The sequence below is a fragment of the Candidatus Thiodiazotropha sp. AKIB8 genome (assembly GCF_058244675.1).
Genome location: NZ_JBSYOO010000049.1, coordinates 68,512 through 87,342, shown reverse-complemented (window position 1 = coordinate 87,342; position 18,831 = coordinate 68,512). Strand labels below are relative to the sequence as shown.

The 18,831-nt window shown below is 39.7% G+C and carries 15 protein-coding genes; all 15 read right to left on the bottom strand.

Features of this window, described 5'->3' with window-relative positions; translation table 11 throughout:
- Nucleotides 1–9: 9 nt before the first annotated feature.
- The 15 genes from AC4IFB_RS17185 to AC4IFB_RS17115 all read right to left on the bottom strand — a co-directional run bounded on the left by AC4IFB_RS17185 (nucleotide 10) and on the right by AC4IFB_RS17115 (nucleotide 18,637).
- Nucleotides 10–483, bottom strand: coding sequence for a tetratricopeptide repeat protein (locus tag AC4IFB_RS17185; protein WP_490777847.1), 474 nt, complete (start codon nucleotides 481–483; stop codon nucleotides 10–12).
- A gap of 2 nt (nucleotides 484–485) precedes the next feature.
- The gene (locus tag AC4IFB_RS17180) at nucleotides 486–857 is read right to left on the bottom strand and encodes a DUF192 domain-containing protein (protein WP_490777848.1); all 372 of its coding nucleotides are present in this window, start codon (nucleotides 855–857) and stop codon (nucleotides 486–488) included.
- 38 nt (nucleotides 858–895) lie between these two features.
- The gene (locus tag AC4IFB_RS17175) at nucleotides 896–1,441 is read right to left on the bottom strand and encodes a hypothetical protein (protein WP_490777849.1); all 546 of its coding nucleotides are present in this window, start codon (nucleotides 1,439–1,441) and stop codon (nucleotides 896–898) included.
- A gap of 32 nt (nucleotides 1,442–1,473) precedes the next feature.
- Entirely contained in the window at nucleotides 1,474–2,394 is a 921-nt protein-coding gene (locus tag AC4IFB_RS17170; protein ID WP_490780811.1) for a type II secretion system F family protein, read from the bottom strand.
- 27 nt (nucleotides 2,395–2,421) lie between these two features.
- Nucleotides 2,422–3,270 (bottom strand): type II secretion system F family protein, encoded by an 849-nt coding sequence (locus tag AC4IFB_RS17165; protein ID WP_490780810.1) that lies wholly within the window; start codon nucleotides 3,268–3,270, stop codon nucleotides 2,422–2,424.
- Complete coding sequence (locus tag AC4IFB_RS17160; protein WP_490780809.1) at nucleotides 3,270–4,958, bottom strand: TadA family conjugal transfer-associated ATPase; 1,689 nt, start codon at nucleotides 4,956–4,958, stop codon at nucleotides 3,270–3,272. The genes AC4IFB_RS17165 and AC4IFB_RS17160 overlap by 1 nt, the downstream gene beginning before the upstream one ends.
- Before the next feature lie 3 nt (nucleotides 4,959–4,961).
- Nucleotides 4,962–6,080 carry a type II and III secretion system protein family protein gene (locus AC4IFB_RS17155; RefSeq protein ID WP_490780808.1) on the bottom strand — a complete coding sequence of 373 codons (1,119 nt, stop codon included), beginning with the start codon at nucleotides 6,078–6,080 and terminating at the stop codon, nucleotides 4,962–4,964.
- Between the two features lie 27 nt (nucleotides 6,081–6,107).
- The gene (gene cpaB, locus AC4IFB_RS17150) at nucleotides 6,108–6,953 is read right to left on the bottom strand and encodes a Flp pilus assembly protein CpaB (RefSeq protein ID WP_490780807.1); all 846 of its coding nucleotides are present in this window, start codon (nucleotides 6,951–6,953) and stop codon (nucleotides 6,108–6,110) included.
- 212 nt (nucleotides 6,954–7,165) lie between these two features.
- Complete coding sequence (locus tag AC4IFB_RS17145) at nucleotides 7,166–7,879, bottom strand: hypothetical protein (RefSeq protein WP_490780806.1); 714 nt, start codon at nucleotides 7,877–7,879, stop codon at nucleotides 7,166–7,168.
- A gap of 4 nt (nucleotides 7,880–7,883) precedes the next feature.
- Nucleotides 7,884–8,720, bottom strand: coding sequence for a hypothetical protein (locus tag AC4IFB_RS17140; RefSeq protein WP_490780805.1), 837 nt, complete (start codon nucleotides 8,718–8,720; stop codon nucleotides 7,884–7,886).
- 79 nt (nucleotides 8,721–8,799) lie between these two features.
- Complete coding sequence (locus AC4IFB_RS17135) at nucleotides 8,800–10,701, bottom strand: pilus assembly protein TadG-related protein (protein ID WP_490780804.1); 1,902 nt, start codon at nucleotides 10,699–10,701, stop codon at nucleotides 8,800–8,802.
- 107 nt (nucleotides 10,702–10,808) lie between these two features.
- Nucleotides 10,809–11,096: a pilus assembly protein gene (locus tag AC4IFB_RS17130; protein WP_490777858.1), complete on the bottom strand. Its 288-nt coding sequence runs from the start codon at nucleotides 11,094–11,096 to the stop codon at nucleotides 10,809–10,811.
- Nucleotides 11,097–11,234: 138 nt separating this feature from the next.
- Entirely contained in the window at nucleotides 11,235–11,936 is a 702-nt protein-coding gene (locus tag AC4IFB_RS17125; protein ID WP_490780803.1) for a hypothetical protein, read from the bottom strand.
- A 1,635-nt stretch (nucleotides 11,937–13,571) separates the two neighbouring features.
- Complete coding sequence (locus AC4IFB_RS17120; RefSeq protein WP_490777860.1) at nucleotides 13,572–14,012, bottom strand: bacteriohemerythrin; 441 nt, start codon at nucleotides 14,010–14,012, stop codon at nucleotides 13,572–13,574.
- Nucleotides 14,000–18,637 (bottom strand): PAS domain S-box protein, encoded by a 4,638-nt coding sequence (locus tag AC4IFB_RS17115; RefSeq protein ID WP_490780802.1) that lies wholly within the window; start codon nucleotides 18,635–18,637, stop codon nucleotides 14,000–14,002. Before AC4IFB_RS17115 ends, AC4IFB_RS17120 begins: the two co-directional genes overlap by 13 nt.
- Nucleotides 18,638–18,831 lie beyond the last annotated feature (194 nt).

The window sequence follows — 18,831 nt, the reverse complement described above, 5'->3', positions numbered from 1 at the left end:
TTTTTATTACTAATAACGTATAAATCGCTGTGCCGGTGATGGCAGATCCTTTATCCGTTTATAAATAATTGGATGGAGTTTTTTCCGCTTTTGCACAATAACCTTTCGATCATAGCTATTGTCAGCAGAAAGGTCGTAAGCGCGCTGTAATGATAAATAAGCTAATATTAAATATGATTCAGCGAGATTATGATGAGTCTTTGCTTGGTTTTGGTCTCGTTGTATCGATAACTGATAAGCATGAATCGCAGACTCTAAGTTGCCTTGTTGTAAGCGTGTATTACCTAGTCTAAACCAGGCATAAAAATCTGTAGGGACTGCTTTTGTTATGGCTAGATAATGTTGTTCGGCTTCAGCCCATCTACCTTGTTCATATGCCTTGTCTGCCATTTCTAAAAGTGTAATGGATTTTGTTTTGGCAGTAGTGCTACATGCACCCAAAGACATAGTTATAATAATTATGATTAATGCATTCTTATACATGATTAAAAACTCATACCTTGCCAATTAAAATGATCATTTACTGCAATACCCTGTGATTTAATAGTGCCGTTATTCAACTCGAGTGTGTAGTATGCGTTTCGTGATGAAGCAGTGCGGAATGGTTTAACGCACTCCTTACATTTTAATACTTTGCCGCTCCTATCTAAAAAAACAATATCGAGAGGATAGTGCATACCAAAAGTATGAATTGAAGAACAGTTGAATAGTAAAAGGCCTTCCATGCTACCTAAACGTTTACTGGCTAATAATCCTCTTAGGCGTGCAATGAAGCTTTTTGCCAACTTAACTTTGAAATATGGACTACTTTCCTTATTTGAAGTTGGTTGATTTAATTGTATGTTTACTATTTTCATGTTCTATTTAGATTTTTCTAGATATGTTAAAACTTTAACTATTCATTTTCATCAGACGCTTCTGTGCTGATTTCCATCGAGCCATAAGCAGTACCAGCATATACGTTAAGTGTCGCCCTATATCCACCACAAGATGTATTTGTACGAATAATCATCGATTTAGTGCCGTGATACTTTTCAGTTTGTGTATCATATAAAATCGAATCACCAGTACTGCTTACAAGTTCCTGAGGATGATCTACAACGCCATTGCCGTTAAAATCATCATAAAGGTAAAAGACATATTCATTATCAAATTCAACTGGTGATGTGCTATTTGATGGTGACAAATACATTGATATATCAACTTCACCTATTGGACGTTCATTACTGTCGAGAACAGAGATTTGCACAACTGTGTCCTGATAGACGTCTGTAAAGTAAATACACTGACCAATATCATCGAGATATTCTGTAACCGTCCATGTATATGAAGAGGGTGAAACAGTAATCTGACTATTTGGTGGAATTTGATCATTACTGCTATTACAAGCTGATATTGCTACTGTGATAACAAAAATGGTCATGAGTTGTTTTATATTCATTGAAAGGCGACTTCTCCAATGTGAATTAAAAATTATCCAGGCCAATTAAATGCCCATACAAGAGGCTTAAAAACAGGCCAGGTTAGTACGCCTTTTTGAATGGCGCTGCTGATGATTACGAAAATAATTATTAAAAACGTGTTAGGAAAAATAAACATTACCAGTGGACCAAGTAATTTTACTGGTGCCTCCATCGCCATCTTTTCAGCTTTTTGAAATCTTGCAGTTCTTAGTTGATCAGCTTGTGCTTTAAGAACTGGGCCTAGACTTGAACCTGTTTTCTCTGCTTGTATGATGCTGCTAACAACACTTCGTATACTCTCATTATCGATTCTATCTGACATGTCACGTAAAGCTTCTGCACGAGGTTTACCAGACCGAATATCTCTGATTACGCGACTGAATTCCTGTCTCAGTGGTCCATCTGCTGCTTTAGTGATTGCTTGCTGGAGTCCTCCAGTAAAATTTGTACCTGCTTCAACAGAGAGGATAATAATATCAAGATAGAAGGGGAGGTCTCTAAAGACTCTTTTGTTACGCAGCATTGTTGCCTCACGTAACCATAATTCAGGATAATAAAAGCCGCCAATTAACCCAAGAAATAAAAAAGTCCAGCTATTAGTATCTAACATGAAAAGTATGAGGTAGACAAACATAATGCCAGTAATTGCAGCTACTATTTTTCCACCAAAGAACTGGTCGGGACTTAACATATACTCAAGTCCTGCCTTTCTTAGTCTAAGCAATGTAACAATACGATAGTTTTGTGTGATGAAATGACCAAAATAGTGTACAAAAGCATTTATAACAGGCCAAGTTAACCTAAAGCCCACTGGGGGGCGATCGAGGTATGAACGATCTTCATCTGGTACAGCAGCAAAAAACCTATAGACATTCCAGAATAGAGTCGCTAGGAGAATACCAAAAATGATGCTAATTAAGAGTAGATCCATTATGTTGCTGCTTTCTAATTTGGTAGTTTAAATATCAATACTGACAATTTTTCTTATCATCAGTCCGCCAATAATCTCATTGATAAAGATAATACCTAAAAATATCCAGCCAAGGAGATTAGAAAAAATTGGTGCGATATTATCTCGATCAACAAAATAGAGTGCTATTATGATTAAAACAGGTAACATACCGACAACCCAACCTTGAAGAATACCTTGCGAAGTTAGTGCTTTAATTTTACCTTCCATTTCTAGTTTTCGTCTTAAAGCAGATGACAGTCGCTTGAATATTTCAGATAAATTACCACCAACTTCATTAGAAATTTGCGTGGCAGTGACAACCAGATCAAGCTCTTCAGCTTGTACTCTCTCGCCTAAATTCTCCATAGCTTCTGCTAATGACATGCCTAACCTTTGTTCACGTATTACCAGAGAAAATTCTTGACTGATTGGGCCTCTTGTTTCTTGTACCATCGTTTCCAAGGCGGATGAGAAAGTCTGTCCTGCACTCATACCACTTGCAATTTGTGTTAAAGCATCAGGTAAAGATTGTATAAACTGGTTTTTTCTCTTTGATTCAAGGCGATATAGTAGAAATTTTGGTAAAAATAGTAGACTTGCAATTGCAATAAATAAGTAGAAAATAGAATCTGTAAGAAGATAAGTGACAACTGGCAGTGCAAGTAGAAGAAGTATATTGAATAAAAAAACTTTTTTGGTATCTACAAATAAGAATAAATTTTCTAATTTACTCTCAGTCCTTTCTGTAAAGGTAGATTGATAACGTTCAAAACCACGCATACTAAAAGACATAAACTGCCAGATAGCGAGGCTTACACTTACAAATACAATAGCGAGTATCAGATAAATATCCATCAGCTGAATTCATCCAGACTATTGCCAAAAATAGAAAGATCTACTTCTATTCCTATAGTTTTCAATTCTTCATAGAATGAAGGGATAAAACCGGTTGATTGAAATTCACCTCTTATTTTTCCGTTTTCGTCAACTCCGTGTTGTTTATATTCAAAAATATCCTGTAATTGTATTGTGCTACCTTCAATACCAGTAACTTCAGTGATTTTTGATATTTTTCTAGAACCACATGAGTAGCGGGTTTGCTGAACGATAATGTGTACTGCTGATGCAACTTGTTCTCGGATTGCTGTAACAGGTAAATCCATACCTGCCATTAAAACCATAACCTCAAGTCGTGAGAGAGCATCTCTTGGTGTATTAGCGTGAGCTGTAGTTAGTGAGCCATCATGGCCTGTATTCATAGCTTGAAGCATATCTAGAGCTTCACCTCCACGACACTCACCGACTACAATTCTATCAGGCCTCATTCGTAAAGTGTTCTTAACTAATTCACGTATAGTAATAGAACCGCGTCCTTCTAAATTAGCAGGCCTTGCCTCTAAAGAGACCAAGTTAGGTTGGTTAAGTTTTAATTCTGCGGCGTCTTCAACAGTTATAATGCGTTCATTTTTTGGGATAAAGTTAGAAAGTACATTTAATAAGGTAGTTTTACCTGAACCTGTGCCACCTGAAACGATTATATTCTTTCTCTGTTCGACACATACTTTTAAAAAGTCAACCATATCTTGACTAACAGATCCGTAATTAACAATATCATCAAATGTTAGTCGTTCTTTTGCGAATTTCCTGATTGTCAGGCTCGGCCCTTTTATGGCAAGTGGTGGAATTATTGCATTAACTCGTGAACCATCTTTGAGGCGAGCGTCAACCATCGGACTACTTTCGTCAATTCTTCGACCAAGAGGGGTAATAATTCTCTCTATTACGGAGAGAACAGCTTGGTCACCACTAAAAGATTCACCACTATTTACTAATTTTCCAGATCGTTCGACAAAAATTTCTTGATGATTGTTAACCATTATTTCTGTGATAGTGTCATCATCTAGAAATGTTTCTAATGGACCTAAACCTACAGCCTCATTGAGTACATCTACACGTAATTTAGAGATATTAATGTCAGACGGAAGATCACTTTTTATTCTGTTTAGAATTTGATCAAGTAGTGCTTCAGCTTCTATTCTTAATTGACCATCAGACATGCTGTGCACATCTTTACGTCTTAAATCCATTTCAGAAATTAATTGATCATGTATGTTCTTAGTCCAATAAATAATTGCTTCATTCTTTTGGGTGTGCTCTCTAATATCTATATCAGATATGATATCGATTTCTTTTTGTGAGTCAGGTGTTTTAATCGTAGATGAAGTTACACTCTGTATATTTGACTCACGTAACTGCTGTATCTCTACTTTTATACTTACATCACCTATTGTTATTTCGTCATGTTCACTGAGTGGTCCATAATTGATTATGCGCTCACGGTTAACCCATGTGCCTGTCATACTTCCCAGGTCTTCTATATGTACTTGGTTGTTTTCTGAATAAATTGCTGCATGCTTCTTGGTAATGTGACGATGTTTCAACACAAGATCACTATGACGTGCACTACCAATAACACAACGATCACCTTTAATTGAATGACGTGCTCTTCGTTTTCTTCCCTGTTGGTATATAATATCAAACATCAATCAATCCAAAATACTAAATTCGAGATGTTCTGTAATCTCTTTAACTGAACGTTCTCTGATAGTAGCCATTCGTTTTGCTTGAGCATCATATGTATCTTCTACATCAACTATTTCAGGTGTTAAAAATACGACCATTTCAGACATTTCATTCTGTAAATCATCTGTGCCAAATAATCCACCAACTAAAGGTATATCTCCCAACCCAGGAACTTTACTGGTTCCTCTTCCTTGTTTTGCTTTTAGTAAGCCTGAAATTACAATAGTTTGACCTGATTGGACATTAACTATAGTTTCAGTTTCATTTTTTAATATTCCAGGAACACCGAGTACTGTAGTTGATTTATCAATCTCACTTACTTCGGCCTTAATTGTTGTATATATTTGATCTTTTGTGTTTGCTTTTGGTGATATATCCATTTTTATACCGTATTGTTTGAATTCAACACTGGTACTACCATTAGTTCCTGTAACAGGTATCGGGTATTCGCCTCCGGATATAAACTTAGCTGAACCACCATTGACACATGTTAAAACAGGTTCAGACAAAACTACTGCATCGCCATCTGAAGCGAGTAAGTTGATTGTTGAGGTCAGTGTAGATGCAATACCAAAATAGGACGAAAAGGGTTTAACAGCTAATGGTAATGTTGCTCCATCAATTGTTGCTTGTGCGGGTCTGTATAATGAGTTTGTGACAAAGTCACCGACAGTTGAAAAGGTTGGTCCACCAAATGCTTGTGACCAATCAATACCTAACTTTGATAGAGCGCTCTTTCTGAATTCAACCATTTTTACCTTAATTCGAATCATACTGTCCATGCGCACTCTTTTCTCAGGATCGTCTTTAGTTACTCTTATATTGTATTCAAAATAACTACCATCCTTATTCCATAATCTTAAAAATGTACTACCAGCGCTTTCCGCGATAATTAAAAGTTCTTTTGTTTTTAGTATTTCGACTTTTAATATATCACCACGTCCAAGAGCTACTCTATCAACGTTGACTCTACCAATGATCTTAATTTCACCGACAAACATATCAATATTTTCAGCTATGACAACATTTGAAAATAGTATTAACAGCATTGCAATATTGAATGCATAAATTCTTTTTAACACTTGGTATTACCTTCTATACAGGATCGTTTAATTTCTTGATCCGCCGATTATAAACTCAATGCCTTCTTTTTTTACTATCTGACGCTTTCGTATTCTTACTTTTGGTTTTGGTTTGTTAAGTAATTGAGCGATAGTCATAGGCGTATCTTTGAAAGATTGTTCGTCCTGTGGTGATTTTAAAATTGCCGTTATTTTGCCGACGCTTTTTGCTAAAGTAATTTTTTCAGCAATTTCAGGAGTTACCTCGACAGTAATCGTACGGAATGCATCTTCAGATAATCTTCCAGTTTTATCTATATGAGTTCTTACGCCAGTTGCAAGAACAAGGAGATTTTGAATAATTGGTAATACCTCGTTGTTATATTCTAGAAGTAAATCAATCTTGTCCTTAGGTTGCAAAAAACCAGAAATAGAATTGATTTTGTCTACAGTAAACGCAAGGGCACGCTTACCTTCTTCAAGTTTTCCAGAAAATGTAGGCATTAATCCACCTTCAAGGTGTGCCCATAACAATGATTTACCTTTGGTTACATCAAAACTAACTCTTTGACCAGCAGCTGTGTTAAAGGTTGATTCTGTAACAACATTATGGTGCGCATATTTTTTTGGTATTTCACGTATAGAGAAGTCACTTATTGATACTATTGTACCCCTGGGTATATTTCTATTTGGTACAACAACAGATACCATTTCTTCAGTCTTCTCTAGTTGGCTTTTGTAGTAATTTACTTTGTTTTCAATAAAACCTTTCGCTAGATAGACACCGAAAACACCTACTATCAGTGATAATATCAACATGACAATATTTTTGTTGATGAACTTACTACCAACACGCTTTTGTTGCGTGCCAACTTTACTTACATTGGTGTTCATTAAATTACTCAGTAGTTTGATATATCAATTATGGCAAGGAATAAAGCAAAGACCTGTTACGGTCAAAATCTCTAATTGATTCCATTAACATACTCATCACAGATTGATTATCATTAGATATTGGAGCAAATAGTATAAGGATTAGGATTAATGTAACCAAAACCCACTCAACTGTTACATGTCCAGACTGATTTTTAGAGAAAAAGTATTTGTTAACTGTCTTCATTTAATTGTACAACATTAGCAAAAATTAATGTTTTTCCATTTCTTTCAGAAATAGCAATTTCACATTGCTGATTTTCTTTAGTGAAATGAAGCATGGCGACATTGTTACGTATTTCTCCATTTGTGTAGTACCAACCCTTTTCACTCATGTTTGAACGATAGTAGTTGTTATTCTCATCGATAGAATATTTATTTGTTATCATAAGAGTAGTTGCTATTCGGCCACTATCTTGTGATTCTGTACTCGACAATATCTCACTATCAGTTAGTCGGGGAAATGAGGTTGTGATTTCATTAACCTCTTTTTTTTCAGACATATCACTTACAGAAATAAAGCCTTCTGTTACACCAGTCTTTCTAATTCTAGCCTGAACAACAACGCTAGAGTGGCCTTCAATTTTGCTTAAAATACGCCATTCACCCACAATCTTTTCTATGAAATCAGGAACGTTATCCTGGCGAACGCCTATGTCAGACCAACGTTGTTTGTAAAAGTTAAATACTTCGGAAATTGGTTGTTCAACGGAAAATTGTTTCATTTGAAGCGGCAGCCCGTTTTGGATCACATCACCAACATATATAACTTTAGCATTAGGAGGTTCAGCTACATCTGAGATATCAAATGCAGTACATGTAGATACAAGACTTATGCAGACTATTGGAATAGAAAAATATTTAGAAATATTAAGTGAATATATCATCTAACTAATCTTCACTGTATCGATCCATTGGCAAGACATTAGCGTTTACATAGCCAAATCCTCCATTACTATCAGAACGTAATCCCCTAATATCTTGGAAAAATGGGATATAACCCACATAAGCTATTGCATTACCTACTTCTTCAAGTGATCCTGCAGGTACAAATGTCCGTGCTCTATCTGCTGCTTGAGATGCATTTCTAGCATTCCAACTGTCAACAAAAATAGTGTTAGACTTGATAATACATGACGATATGTTTTCACTTTCTTGATTGTTACAATCAACACCAGAATTTAAATATTTATTACTAGCGATATCTACGGATACGGAAGCTGTGTATAGGCCTTTACCTTCAATATCCCAATCGCCTCCACTAAATGAAGACATGGTTCTTCCAATGGTTTTTATACCGGAAGAAAGAGTTCCAGCAATACTGTCCGGACTTTGATTTGTAATCTGAGGGCGTGTTACACTACCTGGTCCAACCATACGATTAACATCATTGTTCTCGTCATAACCATAACTAGTCCACATTGGATTCTGATACTCATCACCAGTCAAAGCTTCTCTATTCGTTTTAATAAGTAAGTCAGGCTTGGCAAAAAAGCGATTATTAATTTCTGTCTGTAATTGATCTGGTGTTTTGTATATAGGGCCAGCTATGGTCTGTTCCCATGCCAGATAACGACTTGTTTGTGTCGTAGTATTGTTTATGTCCGATATTTTACCCAGTAAAGGTAGACCGCCGAGTAACGGAACCATTACGGTTGCGAATAGAATGGTTTCAACGCTAGCATTACCATTTTGTTTGAATATATTACTAGTATGTGAATGATTCATAACTAATCCCTTTGAAACATCAAAATGATTTGCTTTTAAATAATCGCTATCTGATTAAATTAATATTACTTTAATTTGCTCATAGCATTGAAGATAGAGCGTTTTCAACTGCATTTTCCATAGCATTTTCTAAAGACTCTTGCATTTGATCAGTTACTTGATCAACGATTTGATTTTGAAAATCATCAGCTATCGATTGACTTTGTTGACCAGCAGAATTATTTAGCATTTGTTGGTAGCTACTAATATTCGTGTTAGATATGCTAGTCATACCTTGAGCCATGCCTTGATTTAGACCAGTTGCTACTTGAGATGTATCTACGTTAATAGATTCAAGTTGAGCGATTTCTGAGTTAGTTGAATTCAGTCTGTTCTCTAATTGGGTGCGAAGTGCGTTATCAGTTGTGTTATCTATCTGATCTTCCAGTTCTGCAACTAACTGATATAGTCGCTCTAATTCTTCTGTTTTATCACTGATAAACCTGTCTACACCATCAACAATGCCTGATGCGCCCTGAGTGAGCAGTGCTGTATCACGTAAAGCCCATGCCATGAAACGGCGTTGTACAGGGGTTTTAGTCAAACGAACTTCCCAATATGGACTAAAAAGACTGGCTATCTCATATCGACCTCTTCTATTTGACGGCAAATAGTCATCTGGTGGATGAAAAAATAACTCACCACTTGATATTGCTGCCATACCACCGCTAGCCATTCTGTCTTCGGTTCCAAACACACCTTGACCGAGTCCATTTCCTGATGTGCTATTTGGCGTAGAGGATGAACCTATACCATCAATTTTTGATGCAGTTCTGACTTCATTTTCTGGAAGCTCAACTTGAATGCGTAATGCGAGGCGTGGATCTTTGTTTTCTTGACTTAAATCAGAGAGGTCATAATATGCACGTATACCCTCGTAATCCACATCAAGTTCTTCGTTTTCCGTATCAGCAAGCATTTCACCTCTTCTGTTTTCATTCAAATATCTTGTACAACCTGAGCCGAACCACCACCATCTGCTTTGATTGGCAGTTTCGTCACATTCGAAGTCTCCATTGACATATTTCGAACCCCAGCCTAGCGGAACTTCATCGTGATCCCATCCATCCCAATGTAATACTTTAATATGGAATGAGTATGAATCCTTACCTTTCCACTCCCATTCAAGATTGCTTTCACTGCTATCGTTATTGTTTAGCCAATTGTTTGTGGAAGTAGAGGAATCTTCAGAAACAAGCCTTGATTCACCTTCTTTTTTTAACCAGACTTTCACGACTCCCAGATTGATTCGGCCTCCACTAAAATTTCGATTGCGTGTGAATTCGTCTTTAGAGCGATTAACAACATCTGCTTTTCTTAACAGACTTTCGTCGTCATCATATCTATTCGAAAAGTTATTCCAATCAACTGCATTTTCACCCATGCCTACTAATGCATAAGCTGAGGTTGCGTTGTAGCGATTGTCATTCTTCTGTACAACTTCACTGACGATGCCAGGTGTTGCAGCAAAGCTTGCCAGGTAGACTGCTCTTTGTGATTGAGTCAATACGGCATTAACATTATCAACTACAGGAATAAAAACTTCTGCAATTGTTACCATTACATCATCTAAACCTTCAGTGAACTCTTTAGCAGCACCTGTAATACCGGCAACAATTGGAAACCAGCGACCTATATAATCAATATTTCTTGCAAGAATATATGCGTACTTTGTCCAGGAAGTTAAACTTACCATCTGCCCAATAGATACATGATTCGCGACCATTGCGCGATTTGTATAGGCTTGGAAATTTAATGCGCGAGCTTGCCAGATTAACCCACTGTATGTTGCTGCATCTGCTGTATTCGTTAGACGAGATTTTTCAGATGCAGTTTGTCCTGTGTTGTATAAGACAATCGTAAAGAGGACAGATGATACAAGTAACGCAATTCCCAATGGGAGTGCCTGTCCTTTTTGTTTTCTACGTGTCAATCTGGGCATAATTACTTTCCATTTTGTGGCCTGACTTTACCTCTTATCCATTGGTAAAGTCAGGCCTCCTTATCATAAGCACAAACAGGTAAATAACCTGTTGTAAAAGCTACTCTTTAGTTTGTAGCATCATTAGCATCATAGTTACCCATGCTGTTTGCAGAACCTGCAGCTTGTGTTTTCGCGGTTTCACCGAGTGTTGTTGAGTTAGCACGAGCATCCGCACCACTACCTCCGCCAAGCTCAGATCCTAAACCTGAGATTTGATTTTCAACAATCTGACCGAAATAGCCGAAGGCTCCAATAGCTGCGACAGCAATAACAGCTACAATGATGATGTACTCAGTCATACCTTGACCAAAATGAGAACGACGAGATACTTGCTTTCCAGATTTAACTAACATTTATATAGCTCCTTAGTGTACAGATTACTTTTCCCATCTTGTGCTTATGCACTGATATGGCTCTTCTTAAAAACGTTATAATGTAATTAGATCATCTCTGATCCTTAGTATTCTCACCCTCTAAACTATATTGACAGGCTAATCTTCATAGCTAGGCAACACAGCTCTTCCAGTGATGAATTCTTCCAAAGTAACTTCTCGCCACTTATCCGATGGCTTGAAGTATTGAGGCTCTGGGCTGTTCAGGGAAATATTTACTAGCTCACCTATTTGCCCTTCTTGACTTTCTTGACGAACAACAAGGCCTAGCAATGTACTGAAATGTTGAATGTAAGTAAGACCTTGTTGATCTGTGCACTTCCAAACGCTTAATTCAGTATTATTTATTTCTCTTGCAGATAATTTTTCTGCCTTACTGTTATTGCAGGGCCTAATAGATAAAATACTTGGCGTTGAAGTGGAGTGTTTATCACTACTGGCTTTTTCATCGGTACCCTTATCTTCAGGTAGTTCGCTATAACAAGCTCTAGTTGTGTTTACCAGCCACCTACGTGATGAGTCGTAATCTTGTATGAAAACCATATGCTGTACACTATCTTCAGCATTCAGGGCTTCAGATCGCATACCATATTCGCTAAGTGTTAGCTTGGTTTTGTGCTTGGTTTGTTCGTTGTGCTTGTTGTATTCAACCAGAACAGCTGAAAAAGACCTCGCGGGTCTTAAATAGCTGTCGTGCTGTTCCAAGGCAACATTGATTTCAGTTGCTTGGCATATGGTTGTATAAACAAATACAGTAAGTGAAACAAGGCACCAATGAAAAATCTTTCTTGAAAGCGTCATCTATCCAATTGTCATCCAGTCCAGTGACTTCCAGTAAGATCCTTCTTGGTTGTTCAATCCTTTGTAAATACCTAATCAAATAACAACTTGATTCAGGTGGTCTGTATTGTCTGCTCAAAAGATGCTCAGTATATTCCGATCCTGACAGATACTTTTGAGTCTTAACGGATACTGCTGTTACTTGAAATTGCATCCTAATATTTACTGTGTTGTTGAGATTTACTACACAGTAATGGTCTAGAATCGCTTTATCACCTGCAACTACCCATGATAGATATATTATTCAGAAGGTATCAGCAGTCGCTATGAACATACCTGAATATTTAGCGTCTAGTTTTTCACTTCATATCCTAAAAAATACAATCTTTAAATTGAACTATGTCATTAACCCGAATACTAACTTTAATGGTTTGTAATTTACAATTGTAAATTTGGGCTAAATTGAACATTTAGAGGAAGATTAGGAAAACTATCTTAGGAGTGAGAACTCAATCACATAAATCAGTGATGTAAATTATTCTTCATATATAAAGAATTATCTCATCTGGCCGAGGCTATGCTTTCTTCGCCAGAATGAGTAATTTTTATATCAACTATGAAATAATATATAAAAAGATTACACGAGAATAGCTAAAGCGTTGATTAAGTACTTGGCATCAAAATTATACATATGTCCCTGCTTCTATTAGTATTTAAGACACGGGTACTTCTAATTCATGCATCTGTTTTTTGGTATATGACGTGTAATCAGGCTATCTAATCTACTCTCTCCCTGCTGAAAATAAACAGTAATAAATTATATTAAATACTCTTTGTTCTAGCTTGTTTTTCTGTTAGGCAAATAACTGATTCCTTGTATCTGTTGGCTCAGCCTGCAAATGGTCTGGCTTGCCAGTCTGGTTGTGATTACTTCTTTCTGGGACTTTGTTTGGAGTAAAAAACATCTGCTGGTTTAGCCTGATTGGGTCTTGCATTGACAAAATAAAAAAACTATCACATGTTGTTGAAATATATAAAAATTAAATATATATAACTTGAATCATGCAAGTTGTTGGTGGTTACAAGTAGGCTAACCGTTTTACTCCGGTAAAAAGCGCAGATGCGGTGACCGAAGCAGCAATAGAACTTTCAACCATAAAAGGCGGTATGAGACGCCATCATAAAATATGCAATAAGCATGCCAGAAAACACAAAAGGAGATGTGGGCGCTACGTTTTTCTTTGCGCGGCCATATCATTCATGACAGAGCCTATTAAATTAAAGCTGCAACGGCTTATTGCATCAATACTTGCCACAGAGTACAGCTTTTTTGGAAAGTAATGAAAAAAGAACGACGCTGGTTGTGATGCAATTCTGCAGCTACCACGATAGACACTGGGCAATGAAGCAACAGAGGAATTGATGCGATAGCGCACGACGGCACAAGCCGCTTAATCGGTATGCGCACCTGAGTAGAATAGATGATATATATTAATAGGGTTACCTATCGATATTCTAATATTTAATATTTAATTCACAAGCTCAAATTCGAAAAATCACCATAGGGCATCCGTCAGTGGTGGTTTTTGCTATACGATTTTGTGTTTGGTTATGAATATCTTTGTTTGCCAATCGATATTGACTGTTGTTTGATAATCATTTACCCATTTTTTGTACCAAAAAAATGCATAACGATTTGTCTCTGTCGAAGACGTGATCCTGCAGCCAGTTATTAAGAAAGCCCACTATCTCAATACGTGAAATCTTTTGTCCCTCTCGCAGTTGATCGTGCACAGTGACAATCCGATGAGAAAATTTCCGGTGCTGGATAATATGATCCTGTGCTTCATCGGGATAGGCTGCCGCATAGCTATAGCGCTGCATCAGCGCTTCTTCGGTTTCAAAATGCATTAGAGCGTAACAGAGTAGATTTTTGATCGCTTGCTCCAATAACAGGTCGCTGTCATCTACCAACAGTTTTTCATTTATCTCTTGCAGGATTTCTAGAAGGTAGTGGTGTTCATTGTCGATGACATCGATGCCAGTGGTAATCGCCTCCTTCCACTCAATTGCCTGCAATCCCGCTATTTGTGGCATTCTGTCAACTCCTTAGTGAATGCTGTATACCATTGCTCTAATGTGTGTGCAGGCATGGGTTTTCCCAGCCCATTACCCTGGACGATGGGGCAGTCGAGATTTGTCAGGTACTGGGCCTGCTCTAAGGTTTCAACACCTTCAGCGACTACTCGTAGCCCAAAAGCCCGGCCTAGGCTGATTACACCGACGACGATTGCCTCATCATCAGGGTCTTCAAGCATGTCGCGCACAAAAGATTGGTCGATCTTCAGCTCTTGGATACTTAATCGACGCAGGTAGACAAGTGAAGAGTAACCAGTGCCAAAGTCGTCCAGGGAGAAGCTGATTCCCATCGCCACGCACTCTCTGATAACCTGTTCGATAGGTTCAAGCTCCTCTAAGTCGTCAGTTTCTACAATCTCTATCATCAGTTGACTTCTCGGCATCTGCGGCCAGTTCGATGCAATAGCACTGCGCAGATCATCGACAAAGGAGTGGTGCTTGAGGTGACAAGGGAAGACATTGATGCTGATCGGCAGGGTAATCCCCCGCTCGTGCCAGATTTTTGCTTGACGAACTGCCTGTTTCATCACCCAGCATCCCATGCGGAACGCCAGAACATCGTTTTCGATCAGCGAGAGAAACTCCTTGGGACCTACCAAGCCGAGCACCGGATCGTTCCAACGTAGAAGTGCTTCAACACCGACCACCTGACAGGTTGTATAGTCCACTTTGGGTTGGTAATAGAGCTCAAACTGGCCGCAGTCCAATCCGTGGTCTATTTTTTCCATCAATTCAATCCGTGCAGATATGTGCCGTTCCAGACGTGCGTCAAAGATCTGGTAGCGGTTCTTGCCTAGCTGTTTTGCTGTATACATAGCATGGTCCGCATGGCGTAGCAGGCTATCCGCATCCACATTATCATCCGGGTAGAGGGTTACACCGATACTGGCTGTGACTGATACAGGTTGATTCTCTAACTGCATTGGACTGGATACTTTCATCAGTACGCGGTTCAGAGCCATAGCGCAATTGGATTGACTGCCTATATTGTTCCACAACAGCACGAATTCATCTCCGCCCAAGCGGGCGACGGTATCCTCGGCACGTGATATCGTCTCCAGTCGACGTGCGATTTCAATAAGCATACGATCTCCAGCCTCGTGACCGAACTGGTCGTTGATCGGTTTGAAGCCGTCGAGGTCGAGATAGCAGACGGCAAGATTTTTTGTGTGTCGTTTGGCATGGGCAATAGCCTGTTCCAGGCGATCCCCGAGCAGGCGCCGGTTGGCGACAGAGGTAAGCATGTCATAGTGTGCAATGCGGTCGAGATCTGCCTCGTGTTGTTTGATCATGCTGATATCTGAAAAAGCGCCCACATAGTGCTGTAGTTCTCCATGTTTATCACGCACCGCGACGATGGAAAGCTGCTCTGGAAAGATTTCACCGGATTTACGTTTGTTGTAGAGTTCACCCTGCCACTCGCCATTGCTGTTGATCGATTGCCACATCTCTTCATAGAGTGCTGGGTCATTTTGATTTGCACTGAGAAATTTGGGGTTTTTGCCCAAAGCTTCATCTCGGCTGTAACCTGTTAGATGACTGAAGGCAGGATTGACATCGATAATGCGGTTATTGGCATCACTGATCAGGATTCCCTCCTGACTGGTTGAGAAAACACTGGCGGCCAGCCTCATGTGATCCTCGCTCTGCTTGCGCTGAGTGATGTCAATTGTTGAGATAAATACTTTGGTCAGGCTCTTTTCATAACCCGGACAGACCGAAAATGAGAGGCTGATATCAATGCGTCTCCCTGTCAGGGTCTGTACTGCGCTGTCAAAAACCAGTTCTGTCTGGCCATTTGCAAGGGCGATGAGCTCGCTACGGAAAGCGTTATAGGATTCGGCAAGGAAGGTCTTCGGCAGGCCTTCTAATAGTTCCTCTTTGCTATTGGCCTCATGGAGTTCAATGACAGCACTATTGATATTGATAATATGTACCATTGCTGCACACTCAGCAATGACTTGAGGATGCTCAATAAGGTAGCTTTCCAGGTCGTCACCGCAGATCTCTTTCAGCTCATCAAGGCGTGATTTGACGGCAGAAAAGTCCTCTTCCCATATCGGTACCGGTGAGTTTTCATAGACCAGGCGAAAGCGTTCTTCGCTCTCACGTAAGTTACGGATTGATAGTCGAGAGTTCAGGGCATCTGAAAGACGGTGGCCTATCTCTTCAAACAAACGTAGCTCTTGATCGTTCCAATTCCGATCATGAGAACATTGTTGCACTACTAATTGCCAAGGCTGGTCAATTATGGGGTAGAGGGCCATGGTCATGATAGAGCGAATATGGAGTCTCTTCCGCATGATATCCGTTATCGGGTATTGTGAATCTGCTCCTAGTTTGATTGGTTGATTCGAGTCAAGTAGTTGAGCCATGGTGCTTGCAACATGCTCACTCATGGGCTGTTTCTGGCCGAGCTGGTAGGTTGCTGGATAGTCGGGCCTGGTGCGTTCAATCGGCACAAACCAACTTGGTGCGTCCGGGTTACAGGGATAAACCAGGTGGACGCGATCACATTCGAAGATATCGAGAATCTCATCCAGGGCCATGTTCATAACTTGATCGAAATCTCCCTCTGTTTGCAGTACCCGGTTGACCCGGTCCAGGCTCTGGAGAAAGTTAAGGTGTTCTTGTCGTTGCTGCTCGGCATGTTTTTTTTCTGTGATGACATTGGATATGACCAGTACAGTTGCGACTTTGCCGTTTAGATCAAACTCGGGTACAAAGCGTGCGTTTGCCCATTCGATCTCGCCTTGCTGGTTGTGATAGGCGATCTCATCGGAACACTCCTGTTCGGTTTCGATGACTTTATGGATAACGGCCATATAGGCTTCTGGGTCGAGCAGTGGTGAAGAGACCATGGAGGTCTTGTTGAGCGCTTGATCGAGCGGTACCTTAAACAGCTTTTGAAGTGCTGGATTGATATACAGGCGACGTAGATTCAAATCGTATCGTGAGATTTGATCAGGAGAGTTTTCAATCAGGGTACGGAAGAGTTGCTCACTCGTAGCCAGATGCTGTTCAACTTCGATACGTTCGGTTATGTCAGTCAGCATCGCAACTGAACCATTGAACTGGCCATCTTTGAAGATAGGTGTAGCGGAAATCAGCATCCATACCGACCTTCCATCTTTGTGAATCAAGCGTCGTTCATATACATCAGATTTATTATTTCGTCGTTCGCTCATTTTAAGAGCGTGTTCGATTTTGTCCTCTTCAAACATGAAATCGGTGGCTTTCTGTCCAATCAAATCGTCTGCGGTATAACCCAACATTTGTGCCATATGTTCATTGGCATATGTAGTGACATAGTTATCATCCTGAATCCATACGCCTTCATTTGCGGTATCGATGATTTGACGATATCTAGCTTCGCTCTCCTTGAGGTCGTTGTATAAAGAGGCATTTTCCAATGAGATTGCTGCCTGTGCTGCCAGTAGCTCCAGCAGTGCAACTCTATCCGGGGTGAAAGCGCCAATAGACTGGGTGTTTTCCAGGTACAACACACCTGCTGGATTGTTTGGGCTGAGGAGGGGGAGACAAAGCAGAGATCGCTTGCTCTTTTGTTGCAAATAGAGATCATTACTGAACACGCCAGGGAGAGATGTATCGTTGAGAATGACCTGTTGTCTGGCCTGTATGGCGTACGTGACAATGGTTTCAGAACAGCTATTACTATCGATCGGTGCCTGGACTGCTTTAACGTTAATGTTGTTTCCGTCTGCACTAGCCTCCACTTCTACAGTATTGATTTTATCATGCGAAACAATCAAAAGGCCCCTGTCTGCAGTCGAAGTTTCCAACGCATAAGTCGTTAGTGCTTGCATCAGTTTTGGAAGCTCTAATTGTTGTGAAACTTTTTGTATCGTTTTCACAAGTTTTGCTGCATCAAACTGTTGCAATGGCTTCTCTTCTCTGCGTGGGGACTCTTTATTTAATTCAAACCTGTGATCTTCTCCCGATGGAGAGTTCACTATGGTCTGAATTGTAGTGCCACTATTTCGCATTGAATCTAATGATTTCATCAGCGGGTGGCTGGGAGTGACCTCATTCTCACTAATGGTACCGATAATGAGGATGTGGTTGATATCTGGGTCGGTAAGCAGATGCTCGAGTAGATCTAGGGTAGGGGTGTCGATCCATTGTAAATCCACCAGTAACAGTACAAACGGATGGTCAGGAGTGAAAGTAACCTTGAGGAAACTATGTATTGTTGATGTAAAGCGTTTGAGAGTATCCCGAGGTTTTAGCTCCTGAAGTGGTGGCTGCTCTCCGATGAGTCTCTCGAGATCTGGGGCAAGGTCGTTGATGAGGTGTCCATTCGGCCCAACTGCTTTTAGTATCGCACCTCTCCAGGAATTAAGTTCCTGCTTTCTTTTGCCTAAGATTTTACGAATAACAGTTTGAACTATCTGAGTGAGAGCTGCGTAGGGGGTATCGACATTGGACAGGTCAAACTTAGACTCAACGAAATCTGTATCGGGTGCTAGCAATGGCTTGAGCAGTTGACTTACCAGAGCAGGTATGTCGACTTCGATGTATCCCGATAGAAGTATCAGTTTCGGTTTACCATACTCCTTCATTCTATCAAAGACCCCTCTCCTTGATTGAAATAGATGGCTGCAATAATGTAATTAATCAGGATCATAGAGTGAGTGGTAATGGTGCTATGATCAGTCAGTGAGGTTCTTGTCTGAGTAGGCACTTGATAACAGAGAGTTCTATTCTGAAGCTTTGCAGGATAGGGTGGCAGAAGTTCACGAGCCAGCTTGTGATA

Coding starts and splice junctions, on each gene's coding strand:
- AC4IFB_RS17185 (WP_490777847.1), bottom strand. CDS start 483: ATGTATAAGAATGCATTAATCATAATTATTATAACTATGTCTTTGGGT.
- AC4IFB_RS17180 (WP_490777848.1), bottom strand. CDS start 857: ATGAAAATAGTAAACATACAATTAAATCAACCAACTTCAAATAAGGAA.
- AC4IFB_RS17175 (WP_490777849.1), bottom strand. CDS start 1,441: ATGAATATAAAACAACTCATGACCATTTTTGTTATCACAGTAGCAATA.
- AC4IFB_RS17170 (WP_490780811.1), bottom strand. CDS start 2,394: ATGGATCTACTCTTAATTAGCATCATTTTTGGTATTCTCCTAGCGACT.
- AC4IFB_RS17165 (WP_490780810.1), bottom strand. CDS start 3,270: ATGGATATTTATCTGATACTCGCTATTGTATTTGTAAGTGTAAGCCTC.
- AC4IFB_RS17160 (WP_490780809.1), bottom strand. CDS start 4,958: ATGTTTGATATTATATACCAACAGGGAAGAAAACGAAGAGCACGTCAT.
- cpaB (WP_490780807.1), bottom strand. CDS start 6,953: ATGAACACCAATGTAAGTAAAGTTGGCACGCAACAAAAGCGTGTTGGT.
- AC4IFB_RS17145 (WP_490780806.1), bottom strand. CDS start 7,879: ATGATATATTCACTTAATATTTCTAAATATTTTTCTATTCCAATAGTC.
- AC4IFB_RS17140 (WP_490780805.1), bottom strand. CDS start 8,720: ATGAATCATTCACATACTAGTAATATATTCAAACAAAATGGTAATGCT.
- AC4IFB_RS17135 (WP_490780804.1), bottom strand. CDS start 10,701: ATGCCCAGATTGACACGTAGAAAACAAAAAGGACAGGCACTCCCATTG.
- AC4IFB_RS17130 (WP_490777858.1), bottom strand. CDS start 11,096: ATGTTAGTTAAATCTGGAAAGCAAGTATCTCGTCGTTCTCATTTTGGT.
- AC4IFB_RS17125 (WP_490780803.1), bottom strand. CDS start 11,936: ATGACGCTTTCAAGAAAGATTTTTCATTGGTGCCTTGTTTCACTTACT.
- AC4IFB_RS17120 (WP_490777860.1), bottom strand. CDS start 14,012: ATGCCACAAATAGCGGGATTGCAGGCAATTGAGTGGAAGGAGGCGATT.
- AC4IFB_RS17115 (WP_490780802.1), bottom strand. CDS start 18,637: ATGAAGGAGTATGGTAAACCGAAACTGATACTTCTATCGGGATACATC.